This is a genomic window from Streptomyces kaniharaensis (assembly GCF_009569385.1).
Taxonomy (GTDB): Bacteria; Actinomycetota; Actinomycetes; order Streptomycetales; family Streptomycetaceae; genus Kitasatospora; species Kitasatospora kaniharaensis.
Window position 1 is genome coordinate 2397229 of record NZ_WBOF01000001.1, and the last position, 22476, is coordinate 2419704.

Sequence of the window (22476 nt, forward strand, 5' to 3'; positions counted from 1 at the left end):
TCCGCCGAGGTCAAGCGGCCAGCGAGGCCGCGTCGCCCATGACGATCACCGGGTGGGCCGCCGGGTTCAGGGTGCGGATCAGCTGCGCCATCTTGTCCTCGGGGATGGACACGCAGCCGTGGGTGGGGCCGTCGTGGTCGACGTGGAGCCAGATGCCGCCGCCCTTGGAGGAGCCGTTCGGGCGCCGCGGGTCGAGCGGGGAGTTGCCCGGCACGCGGTTGTAGTTGATCGCGACGACGTAGTCGAAGGAGCCGGCCAGCTGGTCGCCGAAGAAGCCCGTCCCGGAGACGACGAAGCTCGGGTCCCGGTCGTAGGGGAGCTTGCTGCCGGGGTCGGCGATGCGGCCGCCGGCGTCGGTGAGGGTGAAGACGCCGATCGGGCTGCGCAGGTCGCCCTCGTGGTGGTCGGTGGTCCAGCCGTTCTTGCCGTTGTGGCCCTGCCAGGTCTCGCCGGCCAGCCAGCGGCCCTCGGGGGTCCTGGTCCAGACGGTGACGGTGTTCTTGTCGGTGTCCTTGCCCTGGCCCGAGGCGAGCACCACCTGGCTGGTCTCGGCCGGGATCTTGGCGGTGAAGGCGGCGCCGAGGCCGGGTATCGCGGCCAGCGAGCCGTCGGGGCGGGACTCGCCGCGGCCGGCGGCGGCGGTGTCGGACTGCCGGTCGGCGGCGGCCTGGGCGGCGGCGGGCCGGGCGGCGTCCGGGGCGGGCTGGTCGGGCTTGCTGACGCCCTCCGGGCCGGGGCCGTCGGCGGCGGTGACGCCGGGCTTGGCGGTGTCCTGGCCGACGGTGTACCAGCCGGCGGCGGCCGCGACGAGGAGCGCGGTGCCGGCCATCACCGCCTTGCCGTGACGTTTCTGCTTGGCCTTGCGGCGGCGACCGCGGGCAGCCGTCCTGGCACCCTCCGGGGCCGCGGCGGCGGGGCGGGGTTCGAGCTCGGCCGTCGGATCGAAGGCGGGCTCCGGTTCGAAGGCGGGCTCCGGCTCGGGCTCGTACGACTGGTACGACTCGTCGTACGCATCGGAGTACCCGTCATCGGCCTGTGGATACTGCTCGTACGACTGGTACGCCTGGTAGTCGCCGTAGTGGTCCTGCTGGACCGGCTGCTGGTACGGCTCATACGTCCCGTACGACTCGTCATATGCCTCGTACGACTGCTGCGGCACCCCGTACACCGGCTCCGGCATCGGCTCGTACGACGGGTACGTGGTGACGCTATGAGAACCGGACATACCGATGATCCTGCCAAATGCCGTACCCGTTGGTAAACCCGGGTCGTTGTGCGGGAGCCGTGAAGACGACCGCCCCCCGGGCCGGCGGTGCGGCCCGGGAGGCGGGAAACGGCAGGTGGGGGAGGGTCAGAGGCGCATCGCCTGCGGGGCCTCACGGCGCATCGGGTCCGGGCCCTCGTACTCGCGGATCACCTCGTAGCGGGTGTTGCGCTCGACGGGGCGGAAGCCGGCGTCGCGGATCAGGCCGAGCAGGTCGTCGCGGCCGAGCTTGTTCGGGGTGCCGAAGTTGTCCGCGTCGTGGGTGATCTTGTACTCGACGACCGAGCCGTCCATGTCGTCCGCGCCGTGGCTGAGCGCCAGCTGCGCGGTGGTGACGCCGTGCATCACCCAGAAGACCTTGACGTGCGGGACGTTGTCGAAGAGCAGCCGGGAGACCGCGAACGTCTTCAGCGCCTCGGCGCCGGTGGCCATCTCGGTGCGCTCCATCAGCCGGTTGCGCACGACGCCGTCCTTGGAGTCGTGGAAGTCGTGCTGGTAGCGCAGCGGGATGAAGACCTGGAAGCCGCCGGTCTCGTCCTGGAGCTCGCGCAGCCGCAGCACGTGGTCCACCCGGTGGCGGGGCTCCTCGATGTGGCCGTACAGCATGGTGCAGGGCGTCTTGAGGCCCTTGCTGTGGGCGAGGCGGTGGATCCGTGACCAGTCCTCCCAGTGGGTGTCGTGGTCGACGATGTGCTGGCGGACCTCCCAGTCGAAGATCTCCGCGCCGCCGCCGGTCAGCGACTCCAGGCCGGCGTCGATCAGTTCGTCGAGGATCTCGTCGGCGGACAGGCCGCTGATCTTCTCGAACCAGTGGATCTCGGTGGCGGTGAAGGCCTTCAGCGAGACGTTCGGCAGGGCCGCCTTCAGCTCCCGCAGCGAGCGCGGGTAGTAACGCCACGGCAGGGTCGGGTGCAGGCCGTTGACGATGTGCAGCTCGGTGAGGGACTCGACCTCCATCGCCTTGGCGAGGCGGACGGCCTCCTCGATACGCATCGTGTAGGCGTCCTTCTCGCCCGGCTTGCGCTGGAACGAGCAGTAGGCGCAGGAGGCGCTGCACACGTTGGTCATGTTGAGGTGGCGGTTGACGTTGAAGTGGACGACGTCGCCGTTCTTCCGGGTCCGCACGTGGTGGGCCAGGCCGCCCAGCCAGGCCAGGTCGTCGCTCTCGTAGAGCGCGATCCCGTCCTCGCGGGTCAGCCGCTCACCCGAGTGGACCTTCGCCTCCAGCTCGCGCTTGAGCCCTGCGTCCATGCGGTGCCCCGCCTCCTCCGACTTCGTTTCCTTGCCGGAACGAGCGTACGCCTATGCCGAGAGCAGCTCCGCGAGCAGTGCCGGTTCGATGTTCCCGCCGCTCACGACGGCTGCGACCGCCCGGCCGCCGGTCTCGGCGGCGCGGTGGAAGTAGGCCGCGGGGGCGACCGCGCCGGACGGCTCGGCGACGAGCCGGCCGCGGCGGGCCAACAGGGCGACGGTGGCGCGGATCTCGTCCTCGGTGACGGTGACGATGTCGTCCACGTAGGCGGTGATGTGCTCGAACGGCAGCTCGCCGACGGACGGGGTGCGCAGGCCGTCCGCGATGGTGCGGTAGGTGTCGGCGACCGGCCAGGCGAGCCGGCGGCCGGCTCGCAGGCTGGCCTGGGCGTCGGCGGCCAGCTCCGGCTCGACGCCGATCACGCGGATGTCCGGGCGGGTGAGCTTGAGCGCGGCCGCCGTCCCGCCGATCAGTCCGCCGCCGCTGACCGGCACCAGGACGGTGTCCAGCGCGGCCGGGGCGTCCTCGGCGATCTCCAGGCCGACCGTGCCCTGGCCCGCGACGATGAACGGGTCGTCGTACGGCGGCACCCAGACGTAACCGTGCCGCTCGGCCAGCTCGGCGGGCAGCGTGTCCCGCTCCCCGGGCGGCACCAGGATCACCTCGGCGCCGAACGCGCGGGTCGACTCCACCTTCACCGCGGGCGAGGTGTCCGGCATCACGATCACGGCCTTGATGCCGAGCAGCCCGGCCGCGTAGGCCACCGCCTGCGCGTGGTTGCCGCTCGACTGGGCGACCACCCCGCGGGCCCGCTCGTCCGCGCTGAGCGCGGCCAGCCGGTTGTAGGCGCCGCGGGTCTTGAAGGCCCCGGTCGGCTGGAGGTTCTCCGGCTTCAGCCAGAGCCGACGCTCGCCCTCGGCCGCCCATGGGGCGGGGACCAGCGGGGTGCGTACGGCCACTCCCGCGATCCGCTGCCGGGCCGCGCGCAGCTCCTCCAGACCGACCAGTGCCATGCCGTCACTCTCCTTCGGGAGGAAGCTCGCTCACCCGGTTCTCCCACTTCGTGGAGAGTACGACGGTGGTACGGGTGCGGGCCACACCCTTCGTGCCCGAGATCCGCTTGACCACCGATTCCAGGCCCGCCACGTCGGCCACCCGGACCTTGAGCATGTACGAGTCGTCACCCGCGATGAACCAGCAGTCCTCGACCTCGCTGAGGTCCTTCAGCCGGAACGCGACGTCCTCGTGGTCGGCCGCGTCGGTCAGCTGAAGGCCGATCAGGGCCGTGACGCCGAAGCCGAGCGAGGCCGGGTTGACCGTCGCGCGGTAGCCGGTGATGACACCGGCCTGCTCAAGGCGGTTGATCCGGTCCGTGACGCTCGGGCCGGAGAGTCCGACCAGCCGGCCCAGCTCGGCGTAGGACGCACGGCCGTTCTCCCGGAGCGCCTGGATGAGCTGTCTGTCCACCGTGTCCATATACCGTCCGCGTCCTTCCGAACCTCACCAGACCCACAGATCATTATCCGGATTCAAAGGCGCCGTGCAGGGACCAACCCGGATATCGCAGAGAACATACTCTCCCGCCTCCGACCTTCTCACTCCCCCTCAGCCGACGCCGCCGCGCCGTCGCCGGTCCGGCGGGCCGCCGCGCCCAACTCGCCCTCCCAGCGCAGGTACAGGGAATGCGGCACGCCGACCGCGTCCAGCACCCGGCCGGCCACGAAATCGACGAGTTCGCGCACGGTGGAGCCTCCGGCGTAGAAACCGGGCGAGGCGGGGAGTACGACGGCGCCCTGCGCGTCGAGTTCCACCAGATGCTTCAACGTCACCCCGTTGAGTGGCGTCTCCCGCACGCACACGACGAGCGGGCGGCGCTCCTTCAGGGTGACGCTGGCCACCCGCTGGAGCAGGTCCTTGCTCAGGCCGAGGGCGATCCCGGCCACCGCGCCGGTGGTCGCGGGGACCACCAGCATGCCCTTGGCGGGGTACGAGCCGCTGGACGGACCGGCCGCGAAGTCCCCGGCGGGCCAGTAGCGGACGTCGTCCAGGCCGTCGTCGGTGCCCAGCCAGGCTGCCAGGTCGGCGCGCCAGTGGGCGTCCCGGAAGGAGATGCCGGTCTCGTCGAGGATGGTGAGCCGGGCGGCGCGGCTGACGATCAGGTCCACGGACTCCCCGGCGGCGAGCAGCGCCCGGATCACGGAGGCGGCGTACGGCGTCCCCGACGCGCCCGAGACCCCAACGACCCACGGCTGACGCTTGTCTGTTCCCATGGGGCATTTCTATCCCGGCTCCACGCGCCGGCACCCCCTGGGAGGATGGGGGCATGGCAGCGACCCTCGTAGACCTCACCCATCAGGTGACCACCGCGATGCCGGTCTACCCCGGCGATCCGGCCGTCGTGCTGGAGCCCGCGCTCACCACCGCCACGGCCGGGGTGAACGTGCTGGCCCTGCACCTCGGCTCGCAGTCCGGGACACACGTGGACGCGCCCTACCACGTCGACGTCACCTGGCCGACGCTCGACGGGCTGCCGCTGGAGCGGTTCACCGGCCCGGCGGTGGTCGCCGACCTGCGCGGGCTGGAGCCGCGGGCGGCCGTCACGCCGGAGCTGCTCGCGCCCGCGCTGGAGCGGGCCGGCGAAGGGGTGGTCCTGCTGCTCGCGACCGGCTGGGCCCGGCACTGGGGCACCGATGCCTACCTGGCCCACCCGAGCCTGACCGCCGACGCGGCGGAGGCGATCGTCGCCGCCGGGGTGCGGACGGTCGGCGTGGACGCGCTGAGCGTCGACCCCACCCCCGACCCGGGGCCCGGCGATCCGGCGGTGGCCGCGCTGCTCGCCGACCTCACCGACGAGCACGACCAGCCGGTCGCCGACGAGCCGACCCTGGCCGCGCACCGGGTGCTGCTGGGCGCTCCCGGTGGCGGCGTGATCGCGGAGAACCTGACCGACCTGCGGGCCCTGCTGGACGCCCAGGAGGCCGGGCGGCCGGTGGAGGTGTCGCTGTTCCCGCTGCGGCTGGTCGCGGCGGACGGCGCACCGGTCAGGGCGGTCGCCCGGCTGGGCTGATCCCGGAACTCTGCGCGGGAAGTCGGCTCGGTCGACCTCCCGTGCAGATGGGCGTCAGGCGCGGGTGCGGCGAAGGATGCGTTCGGCGAGGTCGACGGCCTCCCGTACGGGCACGAGGCGGCACTCGGCTGTGCCGATATGAGCCGTCGTGACGCCGTCGGCGGAGGCGAGGACCTCCGCGCCGAGGCCGCCGAAGTGGAGGTCGTCCAGGTCGGGGGCCTTGAAGGTGATCCAGCCGTCGGTGCCCACGCAGCGGTACTCGCGTTGCGGGACGTCGGGCATGCGCTGGTCGGCGAGGTGGAAGGCGGTGAAGCGGTCCATCGGGACGCCGAGCATCAGGACCCGGGCGTCGAGGTCGTAGAGGCGGCCGAGGGGGGACTCGGGGCCCAGGTGGGACGTCAGCGGGTGGTGTTCGGTGATCGTGCGGGCCTGCGGGCCGACGGCGGCCCAGGAGGTCTGCGGGTGCCGGCTGCGCAGGGCGTCGGGGTGGGTGCGAATAGCCTCCGAGAGGACGCCCATCGTCGGCGAGCACGGTGTGGCGGCCGGGTCGAACCTCGGCATCCGGGCGTGGTAGTCGTCCACCTCCGCCGGGGAGAGACCGGCGGTGGCGGCTCGGTGGATGCGCGAGGTGGCGGAGTTCTCGGGAGTCGCGGTGTAGGCGACCAGCGTGCCCCGCTCGCCCAGGGCTTCGAGCAGCGCCTCCACCACGGTGGCGGCACCGCCCGGCACCGGGCCGAGGGCACGCAGGGACGCCTGGACGTGCAGCACCGTGCCCGGGCGGACGCCGAGTTCGGTGAAGTCACGGACCAGGGAGGCGGCGGCGACGCTGCCGGCGCGGGATTCGGTGAGGATGACGGTTCCCCGGGGTCGAGGCCCCGGGTGAGGGAGTCCCGGGGCGGGGCGATTGGCGTCAGGCCGTGGCGCGTTCCCGCCGCGCCCGGTCGGCCGCCTGCTCGGCGGCGGGCGGCAGGGGTACGGCGAGCCAGGGGGCCACGGTGGTGCGCATGCCGTCGGCGAAGCGCAGGCCGGGAGCGGTCAGCGAGCCGGATCCGGCCAGCCGCTCGACGGCCTCGGCGGTGTACCGCCGCCAGAGCGCGAACTCCCGCCGTGCCCGGTCGGCGGGCCCGCCCGCCAGACCGTCGTACGCGAGCACGCGCGTGCCCCAGTACTCGGTGACGGCGAGGTGGGCGTACGTGCCCTGGAGCAGCCCTTCGAGCGGCCGGGGGTCGGGCCGCCAGGGGGCGAGGTAGAGCCTGTCGTCGCCGCGGTCGTACAGGTCGAGCAGGTCGAGCACCGCGCCGAGCTTCACGTGCTGGAACTCGTGTGCGAGCAGCAGCGCGAGCGTCGGCGCCGTGGCCGGCCGGGCGATGCCGACCGCGCCGAACGCCTGCCGGGCGGCCGAACTGACGTCCCGGCCCGCCGGGCCCGGCCGCAACGGGGTCACCGTCGTGAGGCCGGCCCGGATGCCTTCCGCGTACGGGGGCAGGTCTCGCCCGAGCAGCTCCCAGGCTTCGCGCAAAGCGCCCGTCCAGTTGAGCAGTTCGCTGTCCGGCAGACGGTCGGAGACCGGGTGGTCGTGGCTGTCGCGCAGCGGGTCGGTGTCCTCCAGGGACACCGTCCACCCGCCGGCCAGCCGGATCCGCCACAGCGGCTCGTCCAGCGCCGTGAACACCGAACCGTCGGCCGCCCGCACGGTGAAGCCCTCGGCCGTGCCCGTGACGACCGCCTCCCCGTCGGGGACGGCGATCCGCCCGAGCGTCGGCAGGTGCAGCCACCCGCCGCGCACCGGCACCGCGGCGGCGTCCCCCCGCCCGGCCCGCACCGCCGCGGCCGCCGCGAGGGCGGCGAGCGGCCCGAGCCCGGTGCCGAGGTCCCCAGCGAGCCGCCGGGCGGCCCACGCGCGCGCGTACGGGTGGGCGAGGACGGTGTCGACGGCGGCGGGCGCGGAGGCGTCGAGCGACGTCAGCAGCGACCACGCCTCGGCCCGCCCCTGCCCGGAGGCGTCCCAGGCGGCGGCCAGCATCGCCCGGGTGAGGGCGAGTTGGGAGCGGGCGAGCGCGCGGACGGTGTCCGCGCTCCCGTATCCCCGGGCGAGTTCGTCGAGTTGCGACGAGGTGAGCGCGGCTGGCAGCAGCGGTTCGGTGCCCTGCGCGGGCACGCCGGCGCCGCTCGAACCGCCCTTCCCCGCAATGCCGTTGATGAGCGTCATGAGGTCCCCGCAGTAGACGGAGGGGTTGTCGAAGCCGCCTCCCCCATCGTCGCTCCGATAGCGGTGGGCGTACAGCCCGCCTCCACAGGAGCGCACGACGGGGCAGGTGCGGCACACCGCACCGAGCCCGGCCAGGCCGGACTGGCGGGCGGCGATGCCGGGGTGCCGGGCGAGGTCGTCGAGGCTGTGCGCGAAGACGTTCAGCCCGGTGGCGGGCGCCCCGTCGTACGCGGTCTTCAGGCTGTCGGCCTGCTCGAACGTCCCGTCCGTCTCCAGCACCGCGAGGTCGGAGGGCTCCAGGCCTAGCGATTCGGTGAGGCTGGAGAATCCCCGCAGTGTCCGGTGAACGGACTCGAACGTCCGGACGGCGAACGGCCGCCCGTCCGATTCCCACAGCCTGTGGACGGTGAGCAGCCAGTCGGCGTACGGCACGGGCCCCTGCCCGGCGGGGCGTTTCGGCGGCTCGTCCCAGGTGGCGTGCGGGAGCAGGAAGTCGACGGCCGGGGGCCGGAGTTCGGCCAGGGCGCGGTACACCGCGACCGGGTCGTTCTCGACGTCGATGGTGCACAGCAGCCCGGCGAAAAGGTGCCGGTACGCGGGCTCGCTCAGCAGCGCGACCGCCCGCAGGACCTGCGGGTGACTGCTGCGCCCGTCGGCGAAGCGTCGGTGGCGGTCGTTGGCGGCCCGGTCGCCGTCGAGCGAGATGCCGACCTTGACGTCCAGTTCCGCGAACAACGAACAGAAGGCGCGGCTCAGCAGCACGCCGTTAGTGTGGATGCGCAGGTCGAGGGCGCAGCCGGGCGGGAGGGCGGCCCTGAACGCCTCGGCGGCGCGGCGCAACCGGTCCGGGCCGGCGAGCAGGGGTTCTCCCCCGTGCAGGACGACCCGGACGGCGGGCAGCCGGTGGGCGGCCGCGTGCTCGCCGATGCGTTCGGCGGCCTTGGCCACGATCTCGTCACCGATGACCTTCGGTCGGGCGCGCCAGCTGCTGTCCGCGTGCTCGTAGACGTAGCAGTGGTCGCAGGCGAGATCGCACCGGCTGTGCATCTTGACCACGAATTGCGTCAAGGGTGGCGGAATTCGCGTCGTCATGGATCTGGCTCGGTCGGACTGGGGCGGCCGGGATTCTCCGCCGGTCAGATGGAGGAGTTGAAGGCCGCGACCGGCACGAGGCCGGAATCCGCGCCGGGGAGTGCGCGCTGCAGCCGGGCGGCGAGCTCCTCCGCGCCCAGCGCGGCCAGATCGGCGAGGGAGGGGCGCTCCGGCGCTTCCTGAGTGTCAGTCAGGTTGCCCGCCGGCCTGGTGCTGGTTACCGGTGTCATATTCGTTTCCTTAGGCGCGATTAGGGCCTGCCGAGGGTGGGTAAGCCACCCGATTGCGACCAATGTAGTGCCCGCGAGGCCGCAGCGCGGCACCTTGGGATCTCAAGTTGGTCTCCATGGCTTGTCGACCCCTTGTGGCGGCGCCTGGGCCCCTCAGAATTCACCCGTTCGGCGGTCGCGCACTTCGCCGTAGCGCGCGTCGAAGTGCGATGCCGGGGGCACCTGTTCGAATCGAACGGCGGGCTCGGGCCCGGGTGCCGAGTCCGGGCCCGCAAAGCGCCCTCAGATGCGTTCCGAGTCCGGGCCGGGCCCGTCGAGTCCGCGGACGGACCGTTCCAGTTCCAGCGTGAACTCCATCCCGTCAACGGTGAGTTCACCACTTCCCAGCAGCGTTCCGGCCGCCGCCAGGGTGTGCGCCCGCCAGCACGCGAACTCTCGTTCCGCACGGGCCCGATCCCCCTCCCCCGCAGCCGCCTCGGTGCACCAGAAGTCCGCGACTCCGAGGTGCGCGTACGTCCCCTGAAGCAGCGCGCCGGCCGGGCGCAGGTCGGGCCGCCAGGGGGCGTGGTAGACGGCCGCGCCGTTGGGCTCGTGCAGGGGTACGAGGTCGAGCAGGGCGCCGAGTTGGACGTGCAGGAACTCGTGTACCAGCGCCAGCGCCAGCAGCACCGGATCGTCCGGCAGCGAGGCCGCCACCGCGCCGTACGCCCGCCGGGCGGCGGCACTGACCGCCTCCCCGCCCGGGGCCGGCCGGAGCGGGACGATCGCGGTGACGCAGGCCGCGACCGCCTCCGCGTGCCGCCGGTGGCGGCGCACCAGGATCCGCCAGGCCTGCGCCAACTGCTCTTTCCACGCCGAGAGTTCGGTATCGGGAAGCGGCCCGGCCGGCGGCCGCCCGTAGTCCACCCGGCGCGGCCCGGCGTGGTCGATCACCGGCACCCAGCGCAGCCCGTCACACTCCAACGAAACCGTCGGAGCGACCGCCGCCCGGACGAACTCGCCCAGCCCGCCCAGCGGAACGGCCTCGGCGGCGGACAGCCCGCGCAGACAGTCGGCCGCCCAGGCATCCAACTCCGGCCGCAGCAGCACCTCTTCCCACCGCGCCCGGTCCGCGCGTTGCAGCGCCCGGACCTCGGCGTACGCCTCGCGGTAGCCCTCGTCGTCCGGCGCCGCCCGCCGCAGGGCCAGCAGCAGCAGCGCCCGCTTGCTCAACTGCCCGGCGCGCAGCAGCCGGACGGCCCCGGGCCCGCCACGCGCGCCCGCGATCGCCCGGAACGTCGCCCGGTCCACCCCGTGCCGGGGCAGACCGTCCGCCCCTCGCGCGCCTGGCACCCCGGCCGCCACCGCCTCGCCCGTACCCGCCACCGGTTCATCCTCCTCGTCCGACGCCGGCCAACCCGGCCATGTCCGCCCGCAGTTTCCCCGCGATGTGGCGAATCAGGCGGTCCAGATCCGCGCAGTACACGGACGGGTGAGCGAAACCCCCGCTCCCGCCCCCCGTGGCGTACCGGTGCGCGTACAGGCCCCCGCCGCAGACCCGGGCCAGCGGGCAGGCCGCGCACACCGGCCCGAGGCCGCCGAGGCCGCGCTGACGGGCCCGGAACGCGGGGTGCGCGGCGGCCTCGTCGAAGCCGTTCCGCCACACGTCCAGGCCGGTCCCCGCGGCACCGTCGAACGCCACCTTGAGGCTGTCCGCCTGCTCGATCGTGCCGTCCGCCTCGACCACCACCAGGTCGACGGGCGCCAGCCCGACCGCCTCGCTGGCCGCCCGGCCGCCGAGCAGCAGCACGGCCAGCTCCTCGAACAGCCGGACCCCGGTCTCCCGCCGGGGGGCGTCGTACCAGCGGTCGAAGGCGGCGACCAGCCACTCCCCGTACGGCGCGGGCTCCGCACCGGAGGGAGGCGAACACGGCAACGCCCGCCGCACGCCCGCCGGTTGGGCCTCCCAGGTCGCGTGCGGCAGCAGCAGGTCGAGCCGTGGCGGGGCGAACTCCAGCAGCGCCTCGTAGGTGGCCACCGGGTCCGCCGCCAGGCCGACGACGCAGAGCAGCCCGGCGAACAGCTCGCGGTGCTCGGCCGAGCCGAGCAGCCGCACCGCCTCGGCCGTCCGGGCCCAGCTGCCCGCACCGGAGGGCAGCAGCCGGTGCCGGTCGTGGTCGGCCCGGGTGCCGTCCAGCGACACGCCGACGGCGACCCGGTGCCGGTGCAGCACGTCGAGCAGCGCGGGTTCGTCCAGCAGCCGCAGCCCGTTGGTCTGCAGGCTGAACCGGATCCGCGGTCCGGCCGACGCCAACTCGCCCAGCAGTGCGTCCAGATGGGCCGCGCCGACGAGCAGCGGCTCGCCACCGTGCAGCACGACGGCGACCTCGTCGAGCCCGTGCCCGGCCGCGTGCTCGGCGATCCGCCGGGCGGTCCGGCGCACCGTCGGCAGCTCCATCCGGCGCGGCCGGTCGCGCCAACTCCGGTCCGCCGCCTCGTACATGTAGCAGTAGTCGCAGGCCAGGTTGCACCGGCTGTGGATCTTCAGCAGGAACTGCCGGAACGGCACCATGCCCGCGAGCCTAGCGAGCCCGGCGCCGTCCGGAGCGGCGATCGTCACACGTGCGGCGGCTCCACGTCCGAGTCCAGCCGCTGTCCCGCCTTCACCGCGACCGTGGTCGGATGCTCCTCCCCCAGGGTGATCCGGGCCCGCCGGATGCAGTCCGCCCGCAGTTCGGCGGCCCGCTCGGTCTCCCCGGCCGTGGCGAGTGACAGCGCGAGGTTGGAGTTGATGCCGATGGAGTCGTAGTGGTCGGGGCCCAGGGTCTCGGCCATCAGCGGCGCCGCCTCCAGCTCCAGGGCGAGCGCCGCCGCCGTCTCCCCGGCCAGGGCCAGGTCGTTGGCGTGGTTCATCATCGCGATCGGGATGTAGAGGTGGTGGGCGCCGAGGACGGCGCGGAACTGCGTCAGCGTCCGCCCGGACAGCTCGCGGGCCTCCGTGATGCGGCCGGCCAGCCGCAGGTAGACGGAGAGGTTGTTGGCGCCGGCCAGGGTCACGGGGTGGTTCTCGCCGAGGTAGTCGCGGTAGCGGGCGAGGGCGCGCTCGGCGAGCGGGATGGCCCGCCCGGTGTCGCCGAGGGCGTTGAGGTCGCTGGCCAGGTTGGTGGCGGCGGCCAGGGTGTCGGGGTGCTCGGCGCCGTTGATGTCCAGGTAGCGCTGGTAGATGTCCTCGTCGATCTCCAGGGCCTCGTTGTAGCGGCCGGCCCGGCGCAGCGCGACGGCGAGGTTCTTGCGGGCGCGCAGGGTGTCGGTGTGGCCGTCGCCGATGGTCTGCTGGTAGATCCGGACGGTCTCCTCCAGCAGGTCCAGGGCCTCGCGCAGCCGCCCGGTCTCGCGCAGGTCGCGCGCGTAGTTCGACGCGGACGACAGCGCGTACAGGCTGTGTGCGCCGAGGGCGTCGCGCTGCTGGAGGTAGTTGCTGCGGTGCCGTTCGAGGGCGGCCCGGCGGTCGCCGGCGAGGTAGTCGGAGACGGCCAGGTTGTTGGTGATCATCAGGGTGCGCGGGTGGTCGGGGCCGAGGGTGCGCCTGGCCGCGTCCAGGGTGCGCCGGTCCAGCGCCCGGGCCTCGTCGTAGCGGCCGAGGAAGCGCAGGTCGGCGCCGAGGCTGTTGGCGACGGCGAGGGTGTGCGAGTGCTCCGGGCCGAGGGTGGCGGTGAACCGCTCCAGGATGTCCCGGTCCATCTCGTACGCCTCCTGAAGGGCGCCCTGGGAGCGGCGGATGTTGCTCAGCTGGGTGCGCAGCATGAGCGTCTGGGCGTCGTTCTCGACGTCGAAGTCCGGCCCGCCGTAGCCCTCCTGGCTCCAGTGCTCCAGCGTCCGCTCGGCGAGTTCCCGGCCGGACTCGTGCAGGCTGCGCTTCCACTGGTAGCGGACCGAGTCGATGATCCACTGCCGGACGTCCTCGTCGGCGCTGTCGACGGCGCCGGACGGCCAGAGGTGGGGCAGGAGTTCGGCGTACTCGGCCCAGTTGGCGGGGACGTCCGGGTCGCCGGGGTTGGCGGTGGCGAGCGCGGCGTGCACGACGCCGCGCAGTTCGGCCCGCCGCTCCTCCTCGACCTGGTCGCGGAGCACGGCCTGGACGAGCCGGTGCACGGTGATGGTCTCGCTGCCCTGATCGGTGCGGGCGAGCCCGAACCGGTTGATGGCGCGCAGGAACTCGCCGATCGCGAGCTTGTCGCGGGGCGCGCGCGGGGGCAGCCGCAGGGCGCGGGTGACGGCCCGGCTGTAGAGCAGCCGCATCGGGATGGCGTCGGGGCCGAAGAACGCGCAGATCTCCAGGATCTGGGCGGCCGGGGCGTTCATCCGGCGCAGCTCCTCGACGGAGATGCGCCAGGTCGCGGCGGCGGAGTGCGGGTAGTCGGCGGTGCGCAGCCGGGTGCGCTCCAGCATCTCGGTGAGCTCTTCGTCGAGCAGTTCGAGGTAGGTGGCGATCGGCATCGACGTCTCCTGGAGCCAGACAGCGGCCTGGCCGACGGCGAGCGGCAGGTCGCCGAGGCGGTGGGCGACCTGGTCGGCGTCCTCCAGGGAGAGGCCAGCGTTGAAGCGCCGCAGCAGCCGGATGCTCTCCTCGCGGAGGAAGACGTCGACCTCGACCAGGCCGGCGTGCCGGGCCCAGCCCTGGTTGCGGGAGGTGATCAGGACGTGCCCGCCGGAGGAGCCGGCCGGTTGCCAGGGGGCGAGCTCCTCCGGGGTGCCGGCGTTGTCGAAGACCAGCAGCCAGCGGCGGTACGGCTGGCCGCGGCGCAGCGCGTCGAGGACGGCGGCGGCGGTGTGCGCGACGTCGTCGCTGGTGGGCACGCCGAGCCGGGGGGCGAGTTCGGCGAGCTTCTGCGGGATGTTGGCGGGCTCCTCGGCGGGGACCCACCACACCACGTCGTAGGCGGCCTTGAAGCGGTGCGCGTACTCGGCGGCGATCTGCGACTTGCCGGCGCCGCCGAAGCCGTAGAGGACCTGGCTGAGCACCGCGGCGGGGCCGCCGGTGAAGCGATTGCGGAGGAGTTCGAGCAGCTTGCCGCGGCCGATGAAGGAGGCGTTGCGCGAGGGCGCCTCCTGGACCTGCGGGGCGGTGCCGGGGAAGCGCGCCGGGGCGACGAACTCGCCGCTGTCGGAGTCGGACTGACGGGTGCTGCCGGGCGGCGGTCCGAGCTCGCCGTACAGCTGGGACTCGGCGGCCACCGCCGAGGAGCGGACCAGGTCGGGCGCGGCCTGGCCGACGAACGGGCGCGGCACCGGCTCGTCCGAGTCCTGCAGCCGCAGGGCGACCAGCGCCGGTGAGCCGGAGGCGAGTTCGCGCCCGTTGAGCAGCTCCCAGACCTCGGCGGCGCGGGGCAGCGCGGTGTACTCGGGCGAGAGCAGGGCGAGCAGCCGGCCCTGGCCGTCCAGCGGCCCGGTGACCTCCGGCGGCCGGCTGCCGGTGTACGGCTCGGCGGCGTTGTGCAGGGAGGCCTGGTAACCGAAGCGGGTGAGGGTGCCGGCGGCCCACTCGGCCCACATCCGGTCCTCGGGCGCGTAGCTGACGAAGACCTGGCGGGGCACCGCGCGGGCGGAGCGCAGGTAGGCACCGTAGAGCCGGCGGCGGGCCTCGGCGCTGAGCGGGCGCAGGGTGCGGACCCGGCCGTCGGTGATCCATCCGGCGAGCCGTTCGAAGGCGTTGAGCAGGCTGCGCGCCTCCTGCGGCCGGTCGGCGACGGTGGCGGGCACCTCCTCGTAGGCGTAGAACGGCTTGTACGGCACCTCGACGTCGGCCCAGTAGCCGGCCCGGCGATCGGCGGAGAGCCAGCGGCCGAGGTAGGGCGCGAAGGCCTCCCGGGCGTAGTCGCGGCCGGCTTCGAGGCGTTCCTGTTCGGCGTCCTCGACGCGCATCGGCACCGGCAGGACGCGGATGGCGCGTTCCTCGGCCTCGGCGATGGCGCGGGCGGCGTCGACGCCGCCGCGGATGTTCTGGGCGCTGAAGGTGAAGCAGTCGACGACGCTGTCGGGCATCAGGACGGTGCAGATGCCGGAGGTGTCGCTGACGCCGGTGCGGCTGTCGATGAGCACGTAGTCGTACGAGCGGGCCCAGCGTTCGCGCAGCTCGCGCAGGAACTCGCCGCCGCGGATGTCCCGCCCGTGGTAGAAGCTGCGCCAGTTGAAGCTGGTGACGGCGGCGGCGTAGGCGGCGTTCTGCCGGCCGGCGGGCAGGAAGTCGAGCCGGCCGCCGGGCGGCAGGTCGAGGGCGAGGCCGCAGATGTAGCCGTCCAGCCGGCCGGGCTCGTCCAGCCAGGCCGCCGGAGGCAGGCCGGTCGGTCCGGCGGCGGAGGGCAGCGCCTGCTTGACGTAGGAGCGCAGCAGGTCGATCAGGCCGTCGGTGGAGTGGAGTTCGGGGTCGACCAGCAGCGGGTGGTAGTAGCGGTGGAGGCCGGGCGCCTCCAGGTCCCAGTCGACGACCAGGACGCGCAGGCCGCGGCTGGCGAGGATCCAGCCGACGTTGGCGAGGGCCATGGTCCGGCCGGTACCGCCCTTGAACGAGTAGAACGTAACGACCGATCCGGGTCCGCCGCGCTCCAGCCCTGCGCCGGGCTCAGTGATCATCGTCCTGGTCTCCCCTCAGCGGCGCTGCGTCGTCCCGGCTCGGGCGCGGGCCGGGCAGCTCGCCCGGGCCGGGGCGCGGTTCGGGGCGCGCAGGCGTGCTCCGGCGCGGACCGGGCGGCCCCGCCGGGATGGCCAGCCCGGGCATCACCGGGCCGTTCGTGCCGTCGGGGCCGAATCCGAACGCGGCACCGCCGTCATCGTCCCCCCAGTCGAAGTTGTCGTCCATGAGCTTGTTCTGGGCGACCGTCACCATGATGGTGAGGTCGGAGTCGAAGTTGTCCCGGTTCACCTGGACCCGGAAGAGGTGCTCCGGGTCGCTCCGGCGCAGCCAGTTGCGCCGGAACACCCCGCGCACGCCGTGCCACAGCGCGTCGCGCTCCGGCCCGGCGGCCGGGTCGCCGCTGCCGGAGGGGAGCATGACGCCGGTGACCGGGTGGTTCTGGTCGTCGTACCCGCGCAGCGCGGAGCGGTAGCGGTCGCTGCCGGCCATCCACGGGTCCACCAGCAGGACGCTGACCTGGTTGTCCTCGCGGGCCTGGTCGAGCTTCTCGCCGAGGCCGGCGTCGATCTCCTCCAGGGTGGTGGTGTGCCCGGCGGCGGTGATCACCTGCTGGGCGCGCACCGCCAGGGACGGCTGCGTGGGCGGGTGGTAGGGCGCCCAGTGCCAGGGCCTGGCCCCGTACCAGCCGCCGGCGTGGAAGCCGCCCTCGGCGGCGGCGTCGGAGGCCTTGCCGGCCGCGATGAACAGCCGGACCATCCCCGCGGTGGGCGCGGGCTGGACCGCCGGCGCGACCGGGAAGTAGCCGCGCACCGCGCCGAGGTCGAACTCGGGCAGCTCGCCGAGCCTGCGCAGGGCCGCGTCCCGAATGCGTTCGGCGACCACCTTGACGACCTGCCGGTAGGCCTCGCTCTGCGGGCCGGTGCGCAGCAGGGCGCGCAGGCCCAGGCGCGCGTAGGCGTCGCCCATGTCCGGCTGGGCCCACTGGATCTTGGTGACCTCGTCGGCCAGCCGGCCCGGTTCGACGGGCTCCCAGAGCACCGGGATCAGGGCCGGGACCAGCTCTCCGGTGTCCTCGTGGTGGCGCCGGATCCGGCCGCGGAAGGCGGTCCACTCCTTGCCGCAGTAGAGGCTGTCGAAGTAGGCGGGCGAGTAGAGCGCGACCATGGTCCGGCTGCGGCCCAGCATCCGGGCGAGCTGCGCGGCCCACTCGTCGCCGAGGCGCAGCTGCTCGGTGTCGCGGTAGGCGAGTTCGTCGGCGCGGACGGCCGGTTCGACGATCCGGCAGAGGACGTCCCTCAGGTCGTTGAAGAACTGGTCGACGAAGGCGTCCTCGGCCTCGAAGTCCCGACGCGCGTAGCTGAAGAAGAAGTAGGGCTGCACCAACACTGTTCCCCCCGAGCGGGACGGTGCCGCGGACGGCGCTGGTTTCATACCCAGCATGTCGTGAACTCCACCAGTTTCGCTGGGAAGTTGGCGAATTCGGTGGGCCCGGGGGGTTTAACCGGCGGTCAGCGGGCGGGCCGGCGCTCCAGCGCGGACTGGAAGGCGGCGAGCGGCTCTGCACCGGGTGTCAGGGCGTCCGCGACGACCCGGCGCAGCAGGTCGCCGAGGACGGTGTCGGGCAGGGCGTCGAGCTCGTCGAGCGGCAGGGCGGCGACGTCGACCAGGTCAGAGCCGAGTCCCGCGGCGGTTTCCGCACCGGTGACGCCCATCAGTCCCTCACTCGATCGTGCCGGCACAGCGGGTTGCTGGCCGGAAAGAGTCGACCCAGGTCTCCGCGACCGGCAGCGTACTACATGACCGTGACGGGCCGTCAGTTCGGCGTGGGCGCCGCGCCACGACTGGGCCGGGCGGCTCACGGGCAGAGCCGTTCGACCCGCCAGCCGGCGGGGGCGGCGGGGTCGGCGAGGTAGCGCAGGCGGTCGTGCAGGCGGTTCTCCCGGCCCTGCCAGAACTCGACGCTCTCCGGCACCACCCGGTAGCCGCCCCAGAACGGCGGGACGGGCACGCCCTCGCCCTCGGGGTAGCGGCGTTCGAGCTCGGCGTAGCGCTGTTCGAGGACCTCCCGGCCGCTGACCGGGCTGGACTGCTCGCTGGCCCAGGCGCCGAGCTGGGAGCCGTGCGGGCGGGTGCGGAAGTAGGCGGCGGTCTCGTCCCGGCCGACCTTCTCGACCGGGCCCTGGACGATGACCTGGCGCGCCAGCGCGATCCATGGGAAGAGCAGCGCGGCGTGCGGGTTGGCGGCGAGCTCGGAGCCCTTGCGGGAGCCGTAGTTGGTGAAGAACACGAAGCCGCGGGCGTCGTAGCCCTTGAGCAGGACGGTGCGCGAGCTGGGCCGCCCCTCGGCGTCGGCGGTGGAGAGCACCATGGCGTTGGGCTCGACCACGCCGGCGTCGTCCGCCTCGTGGAACCAGCGGGTGAACTGGCCGATCGGCTCGGGCGCGAGCTGCTCCTCGACCAGGCCCTCGTGGGTGTAGTGCTTGCGCATCACGGTGAGGTCCGGGCCCGGCCGGGCCTCGTCGGCCAGGATCCGGGTGGCGGGGGTCAGGGGCGTCGACTGGGCGCGTTCCGGGGTCTGCACCCCAACATCATCCCGTACGACAAGCAACAGGCACCGCTACCTCCGGACAAACCTTCGGTGGGAGATAGGGTGACTCGCCACCGCTCGGCCGCCCGTCGTACGGTGAATTGTCCGGAACCGGGCGTTCGGTTCCGGAGATTTTCCGGGCGCGACCGACCCTCGGCGGAAAAGTCAAGCGGGCCCGCGGGAAACATCACCACGGTGGTGTATGGCGCAATGCACCCCGTGCCTGACACTCTGGCACCGAGTGCCAAACACCATCGGTCACTGGCGTGCCGCCCCACCACGGCGGAGCGCCGATCGCAGAACTGAAGGAGCCGTCGTATGTCCGACTTCGTACCCGGGCTTGAGGGAGTCGTCGCGTTCGAAAGCGAGATCGCCGAGCCCGACCGGGAGGGCGGCGCCCTGCGCTACCGCGGTGTCGACATCGACGACCTGGTCGGCCACGTCTCCTTCGGGCACGTCTGGGGCCTGCTGGTGGACGGCAAGTTCAACCCCGGCCTGCCGGCCGCCGAGCCGTTCCCGATTCCGGTGCACTCCGGCGACATCCGGGTCGACGTCCAGTCCGCGCTCGCCATGCTCGCCCCCGTCTGGGGCCTGAAGCCGCTGCTGGACATCGACGCCGAGCAGGCCCGCGACGACCTCGCCCGCGCCGCCGTGATGGCACTCTCCTACGTCGCCCAGTCGGCCCGCGGCCAGGGCCTGCCGATGGTCCCGCAGAGCGAGATCGACAAGGCCGAGACGGTCGTCGAGCGGTTCATGATCCGCTGGCGCGGCGAGCCGGACCCGAAGCACGTCAAGGCCATCGACGCCTACTGGACCTCGGCCGCCGAGCACGGCATGAACGCCTCCACCTTCACCGCCCGCGTCATCGCCTCCACCGGCGCGGACGTCGCGGCGGCGCTGTCCGGCGCGGTCGGCGCGATGTCCGGCCCGCTGCACGGCGGCGCGCCGTCCCGCGTGCTCGGCATGATCGAGGAGATCGAGCGCACCGGCGACGCCACCAAGTGGGTCAAGAACGCGCTGGACAAGGGCGAGCGCCTGATGGGCTTCGGCCATCGCGTCTACCGCGCCGAGGACCCGCGCGCCCGCGTGCTGCGCCGCACCGCCAAGGAGCTCGGCGCGCCGCGCTACGAGGTCGCCGAGGCGCTGGAGAAGGCCGCGCTGGAGGAGCTGCACAACCGCCGCCCGGACCGCGTGCTGGCCACCAACGTCGAGTTCTGGGCCGCCATCATGCTGGACTTCGCCGAGGTGCCGGCGCACATGTTCACCTCGATGTTCACCTGCGCGCGTACGGCCGGATGGTCGGCGCACATCCTGGAGCAGAAGCGCACGGGCCGGCTCGTGCGCCCCGCCGCGCGCTACATCGGCCCGGGCCCGCGCCGGCCCGAGGAGATCGAGGGCTGGGACGCCATCTCCCACTGACCCCGCACCACCGCTGAGCAGCGGGTCCGGTCTCGACCGGGCCCGCTGTCCGCGCAGTTGGGGCCCGGTCAACGGCTGCCGAGGGCCACGAAGATCACATCTCAGCGAGCGGACGAACATCCCCCGGGGCGGGCCCCGGCCGGTAGGCTGCGCGCGTGGCTCAGATCCAGATCCCCGCTGACATCAAGCCCGCAGACGGCCGTTTCGGCTGCGGACCGTCCAAGGTGCGCCCCGAGGCCCTGAGTGCCCTCGCCGCCACCCAGACCTCCCTGCTCGGCACCTCGCACCGCCAGGCCCCGGTCAAGAACGTGGTCCGGCGCGTGCGCGAGGGCGTGAGCAGCCTCTTCTCGCTCCCCGAGGGCTACCAGGTGGTCCTCGGCAACGGCGGCTCCACCGCCTTCTGGGACATCGCCGCCTTCGGCCTGGTGCGGGAGAAGTCCCAGCACCTGGACTTCGGCGAGTTCTCCTCGAAGTTCGCCTCCTCGGTCAAGGCCGCGCCGTGGCTCGCCGAGCCGAGCGTGATCAAGACCGCCCCGGGCACCCACCCGCTGCCGGTCGCCGAGGCGGGCGTGGACGTCTACGCGCTCACCCACAACGAGACCTCCACCGGTGTCGCGATGCCGATCCGGCGCCCGGCCGGCACGGACGAGGGCTCGCTGGTGCTGGTGGACGCCACCTCGGGCGCCGGCGGCCTGCCGGTCGACATCACCGAGACCGACGTCTACTACTTCGCCCCGCAGAAGTCCTTCGCCTCCGAGGGCGGCCTGTGGCTCGCCACGTTCTCCCCGGCCGCCCTGGAGCGCGCCGCCGAGATCGCCGGCTCCGGCCGCTACATCCCGCCGTTCTTCGACCTGCCGACGGCCATCGACAACTCGTCGAAGGACCAGACGTACAACACCCCCTCGATCGCCACCCTCTTCCTGCTGGCCGACCAGTTGGAGTGGCTGAACGGCAACGGCGGGCTCGACTGGGCCGTCGCCCGCACCGCCGCCTCCTCGGGCCACCTGTACGCGTGGGCCGAGAAGTCCTCCTTCGCCACCCCGTTCGTCGCGAACCCGGCCGAGCGCTCGCAGGTCGTCGGCACGATCGACTTCGACGACGCGGTGGACGCCGCGGCGGTCGCCAAGGCACTGCGTGCCAACGGCATCGTGGACACCGAGCCGTACCGCAAGCTGGGCCGCAACCAGTTGCGCATCGCGATGTTCCCGGCGATCGACCCGGCGGACGTCGAGGCGCTCACGCACTGCATCGACTACGTCGTCGAAAAGCTCTGAGCGACGGCGCGCACCGACTGCGAGCATGACGGAGGGCCACCGCCTGCAGGCGGTGGCCCTCCGGCCTTTCGCTACCGGTTGACCAGCGAGCTGATCAGCACGACGACCAGCAGCAGCACCAGGGCGCCGGTCACGACACGCATACGAGTCTTGGGATCCACGGTCAACGAGCGTACCTCCGGCCCACCCACGACCGGACGGCGAGGTTGGCCCCCGCCCGCGGCGGACCGGGCCGGGCCGGCCGCTACGGGTACGACGCCCAGCGGGCCAGCGGCCAGGCGCGGACGGTCTCGTAGTGCGTGAAGCCGCCGTCCAGCTCGCTCTTCATGAGGTGCAGCTCGGCGGCCTCCCACTCCTGCCCCCGGTACTCGGCCAGCGCCAGCGCCAGCCCCTCCAGCTCCCCCGCCGCGACCCGCTGGACGGCCCGCCGGTGGCCGCGCGAGGAGCCGGCCCGGGCCAGGGTCAGGTGCGGGTGGAACCGGAACGGGTCCGCCTCGCCGGCGACGTCCGCGGTGGCCTCGTACACCGCCTCGGCGAGCCGGCGCAGGGCCCAGGTCTGCCCCTCCACCCCGGCCCAGAGCACCCGGTCACCGAAGCGGCCGGCCCCCGCGATCCGCAGCCGGTGCGCCGGGTGGACGTCCGCTACGTCGGCCAGGCCGGCCTCCAGCTCGGGCAGCCGGTCCTCCGGCACCTGGCCGAGGAAGGCCAGCGTGAGGTGCCAGCCCTCGACGGTCGTCCATCGCAGCCGGTCCGCCCCCGGCAGCCCGCGCACCGGCGCCACCGCGTCGGAGAGCCCCTGCAACGCCTCGACCGGCGGGAGCACCGCCACAAAGAGCCTCATGTGGCTATCTTCCCGCGCGAGGCCGTTTGGGCTAGAACGGCTCCATGATCGATTCAGGCGGCATGAAGATCCGCACCGGGGGACCGGACGACATCCCCGACATCCTCGCCCTGCTCGACGGCGCCGTGGCCTGGCTGGCCGGCCAGGGCCGCACCGGCCAGTGGGGCGACCAGCCCTTCACCTCCACCCCGGCCAGGGCCGACCACGTCGCGAAGTACGGCCGCGATCCGTTCCTGATCCGCCTCGCGGTGGACGACGAGGGCCGCACCGTCGGCTCGTGCGTCGTGGCCGAGGAACCGGGCCCGCACATCCCCGCCGTGGACGAGCGCGAGCTGTACGTCCGCAACCTGGTCACCGACCGGTCCCGCAAGGGCTCGGGCATCGGCGCCGCGCTGATCGCCGACGTGCTCGACGAGGCCCGCCGGCGCGGCATCTCCCTGGTGCGGGTCGACTGCTACGCGGGCGCCGACCGCAAGCTGGTCGGCCAGTACCGCGCGCTCGGGTTCACCGAGAGCGTGTCCTTCGAGGTCGAGCAGCCGAACGGGGTCTGGCCCGGCCAGGTCCTGGAGATCCGCCTCTGAGGTACTGCGCCGGGGGTGGCCGTCCGGACCACCCCCGGGACATGATGCAT

Annotated in this window: 19 protein-coding genes; 4 read left to right on the forward strand and 15 right to left on the reverse strand. The window is 73.4% G+C overall.

What is annotated here, in order from left to right:
- Positions 1 to 10: 10 nt before the first annotated feature.
- The 5 genes from F7Q99_RS10870 to F7Q99_RS10890 form a co-directional block, all read right to left on the reverse strand.
- Positions 11 to 1225: a L,D-transpeptidase family protein gene (locus F7Q99_RS10870; protein WP_326846523.1), complete on the reverse strand. Its 1215-nt coding sequence runs from the start codon at positions 1223 to 1225 to the stop codon at positions 11 to 13.
- Between the two features lie 126 nt (positions 1226 to 1351).
- The gene (gene mqnE, locus F7Q99_RS10875) at positions 1352 to 2515 is read right to left on the reverse strand and encodes an aminofutalosine synthase MqnE (protein ID WP_153461053.1); all 1164 of its coding nucleotides are present in this window, start codon (positions 2513 to 2515) and stop codon (positions 1352 to 1354) included.
- 51 nt (positions 2516 to 2566) lie between these two features.
- Positions 2567 to 3529, reverse strand: coding sequence for a threonine ammonia-lyase (locus F7Q99_RS10880; protein ID WP_153461054.1), 963 nt, complete (start codon positions 3527 to 3529; stop codon positions 2567 to 2569).
- A gap of 4 nt (positions 3530 to 3533) precedes the next feature.
- Positions 3534 to 3992 (reverse strand): Lrp/AsnC family transcriptional regulator, encoded by a 459-nt coding sequence (locus F7Q99_RS10885; protein ID WP_153461055.1) that lies wholly within the window; start codon positions 3990 to 3992, stop codon positions 3534 to 3536.
- 119 nt (positions 3993 to 4111) lie between these two features.
- Positions 4112 to 4786 carry a UbiX family flavin prenyltransferase gene (locus F7Q99_RS10890; protein WP_153461056.1) on the reverse strand — a complete coding sequence of 225 codons (675 nt, stop codon included), beginning with the start codon at positions 4784 to 4786 and terminating at the stop codon, positions 4112 to 4114.
- Between the two features lie 53 nt (positions 4787 to 4839).
- Here F7Q99_RS10890 and F7Q99_RS10895 point away from each other — a divergent pair, with 53 nt between their 5' ends.
- On the forward strand, positions 4840 to 5583 hold the full coding sequence (locus F7Q99_RS10895; protein WP_153461057.1) for a cyclase family protein: 744 nt from the start codon (positions 4840 to 4842) through the stop codon (positions 5581 to 5583).
- A 54-nt stretch (positions 5584 to 5637) separates the two neighbouring features.
- On the opposite strand, the gene F7Q99_RS10900 is transcribed toward F7Q99_RS10895, so the two are convergent.
- From F7Q99_RS10900 to pdxH, 9 genes are all read right to left on the reverse strand, one after another.
- The gene (locus tag F7Q99_RS10900; RefSeq protein WP_326846524.1) at positions 5638 to 6351 is read right to left on the reverse strand and encodes an aminoglycoside N(3)-acetyltransferase; all 714 of its coding nucleotides are present in this window, start codon (positions 6349 to 6351) and stop codon (positions 5638 to 5640) included.
- Between the two features lie 142 nt (positions 6352 to 6493).
- Positions 6494 to 8884 (reverse strand): FxsB family cyclophane-forming radical SAM/SPASM peptide maturase, encoded by a 2391-nt coding sequence (locus tag F7Q99_RS10905; RefSeq protein ID WP_153461059.1) that lies wholly within the window; start codon positions 8882 to 8884, stop codon positions 6494 to 6496.
- Positions 8885 to 8928: 44 nt separating this feature from the next.
- Positions 8929 to 9114 (reverse strand): hypothetical protein, encoded by a 186-nt coding sequence (locus F7Q99_RS10910; RefSeq protein WP_153461060.1) that lies wholly within the window; start codon positions 9112 to 9114, stop codon positions 8929 to 8931.
- Positions 9115 to 9396: 282 nt separating this feature from the next.
- A complete protein-coding gene (locus tag F7Q99_RS43110; RefSeq protein WP_153461061.1) occupies positions 9397 to 10479 on the reverse strand; it encodes an aKG-HExxH-type peptide beta-hydroxylase in 1083 nt (360 codons plus the stop codon).
- A 4-nt stretch (positions 10480 to 10483) separates the two neighbouring features.
- Positions 10484 to 11665 carry an FxsB family cyclophane-forming radical SAM/SPASM peptide maturase gene (locus F7Q99_RS10920; RefSeq protein ID WP_153461062.1) on the reverse strand — a complete coding sequence of 394 codons (1182 nt, stop codon included), beginning with the start codon at positions 11663 to 11665 and terminating at the stop codon, positions 10484 to 10486.
- Between the two features lie 44 nt (positions 11666 to 11709).
- A complete protein-coding gene (gene fxsT / locus F7Q99_RS10925; RefSeq protein ID WP_153461063.1) occupies positions 11710 to 15723 on the reverse strand; it encodes an FxSxx-COOH system tetratricopeptide repeat protein in 4014 nt (1337 codons plus the stop codon).
- Complete coding sequence (locus F7Q99_RS10930) at positions 15713 to 17104, reverse strand: TIR-like protein FxsC (RefSeq protein ID WP_326847192.1); 1392 nt, start codon at positions 17102 to 17104, stop codon at positions 15713 to 15715. Before F7Q99_RS10930 ends, fxsT begins: the two co-directional genes overlap by 11 nt.
- Before the next feature lie 128 nt (positions 17105 to 17232).
- A complete protein-coding gene (gene fxsA, locus F7Q99_RS10935; protein ID WP_153461065.1) occupies positions 17233 to 17436 on the reverse strand; it encodes an FxSxx-COOH cyclophane-containing RiPP peptide in 204 nt (67 codons plus the stop codon).
- Between the two features lie 143 nt (positions 17437 to 17579).
- Entirely contained in the window at positions 17580 to 18212 is a 633-nt protein-coding gene (gene pdxH, locus F7Q99_RS10940) for a pyridoxamine 5'-phosphate oxidase (protein ID WP_153466050.1), read from the reverse strand.
- 417 nt (positions 18213 to 18629) lie between these two features.
- Here pdxH and F7Q99_RS10945 point away from each other — a divergent pair, with 417 nt between their 5' ends.
- Positions 18630 to 19730: a citrate synthase 2 gene (locus tag F7Q99_RS10945; protein WP_153461066.1), complete on the forward strand. Its 1101-nt coding sequence runs from the start codon at positions 18630 to 18632 to the stop codon at positions 19728 to 19730.
- A 155-nt stretch (positions 19731 to 19885) separates the two neighbouring features.
- Entirely contained in the window at positions 19886 to 21004 is a 1119-nt protein-coding gene (gene serC / locus F7Q99_RS10950; RefSeq protein ID WP_326846525.1) for a phosphoserine transaminase, read from the forward strand.
- A gap of 244 nt (positions 21005 to 21248) precedes the next feature.
- Here serC and thpR read toward each other — a convergent pair whose 3' ends face one another.
- Positions 21249 to 21845 (reverse strand): RNA 2',3'-cyclic phosphodiesterase, encoded by a 597-nt coding sequence (gene thpR, locus F7Q99_RS10955; protein ID WP_153461067.1) that lies wholly within the window; start codon positions 21843 to 21845, stop codon positions 21249 to 21251.
- A gap of 44 nt (positions 21846 to 21889) precedes the next feature.
- On the opposite strand from thpR, the gene F7Q99_RS10960 reads away from it, so the two are divergent.
- On the forward strand, positions 21890 to 22426 hold the full coding sequence (locus F7Q99_RS10960) for a GNAT family N-acetyltransferase (RefSeq protein ID WP_230210186.1): 537 nt from the start codon (positions 21890 to 21892) through the stop codon (positions 22424 to 22426).
- The last annotated feature ends 50 nt before the right edge of the window (positions 22427 to 22476 follow it).

Bases quoted from the DNA above. Each gene is read 5' to 3' on its own strand.
- F7Q99_RS10890 (WP_153461056.1), bottom strand. From the start codon at position 4,786: ATGGGAACAGACAAGCGTCAGCCGTGGGTCGTTGGGGTCTCGGGCGCG.
- fxsT (WP_153461063.1), bottom strand. From the start codon at position 15,723: ATGATCACTGAGCCCGGCGCAGGGCTGGAGCGCGGCGGACCCGGATCG.
- F7Q99_RS10895 (WP_153461057.1), top strand. From the start codon at position 4,840: ATGGCAGCGACCCTCGTAGACCTCACCCATCAGGTGACCACCGCGATG.
- F7Q99_RS10885 (WP_153461055.1), bottom strand. From the start codon at position 3,992: ATGGACACGGTGGACAGACAGCTCATCCAGGCGCTCCGGGAGAACGGC.
- F7Q99_RS10880 (WP_153461054.1), bottom strand. From the start codon at position 3,529: ATGGCACTGGTCGGTCTGGAGGAGCTGCGCGCGGCCCGGCAGCGGATC.
- pdxH (WP_153466050.1), bottom strand. From the start codon at position 18,212: ATGCGCAAGCACTACACCCACGAGGGCCTGGTCGAGGAGCAGCTCGCG.
- mqnE (WP_153461053.1), bottom strand. From the start codon at position 2,515: ATGGACGCAGGGCTCAAGCGCGAGCTGGAGGCGAAGGTCCACTCGGGT.
- fxsA (WP_153461065.1), bottom strand. From the start codon at position 17,436: ATGGGCGTCACCGGTGCGGAAACCGCCGCGGGACTCGGCTCTGACCTG.
- thpR (WP_153461067.1), bottom strand. From the start codon at position 21,845: ATGAGGCTCTTTGTGGCGGTGCTCCCGCCGGTCGAGGCGTTGCAGGGG.
- F7Q99_RS10920 (WP_153461062.1), bottom strand. From the start codon at position 11,665: ATGGTGCCGTTCCGGCAGTTCCTGCTGAAGATCCACAGCCGGTGCAAC.
- F7Q99_RS10945 (WP_153461066.1), top strand. From the start codon at position 18,630: ATGTCCGACTTCGTACCCGGGCTTGAGGGAGTCGTCGCGTTCGAAAGC.
- F7Q99_RS10870 (WP_326846523.1), bottom strand. From the start codon at position 1,225: ATGTCCGGTTCTCATAGCGTCACCACGTACCCGTCGTACGAGCCGATG.
- F7Q99_RS10960 (WP_230210186.1), top strand. From the start codon at position 21,890: ATGATCGATTCAGGCGGCATGAAGATCCGCACCGGGGGACCGGACGAC.
- F7Q99_RS10910 (WP_153461060.1), bottom strand. From the start codon at position 9,114: ATGACACCGGTAACCAGCACCAGGCCGGCGGGCAACCTGACTGACACT.
- F7Q99_RS10905 (WP_153461059.1), bottom strand. From the start codon at position 8,884: ATGACGACGCGAATTCCGCCACCCTTGACGCAATTCGTGGTCAAGATG.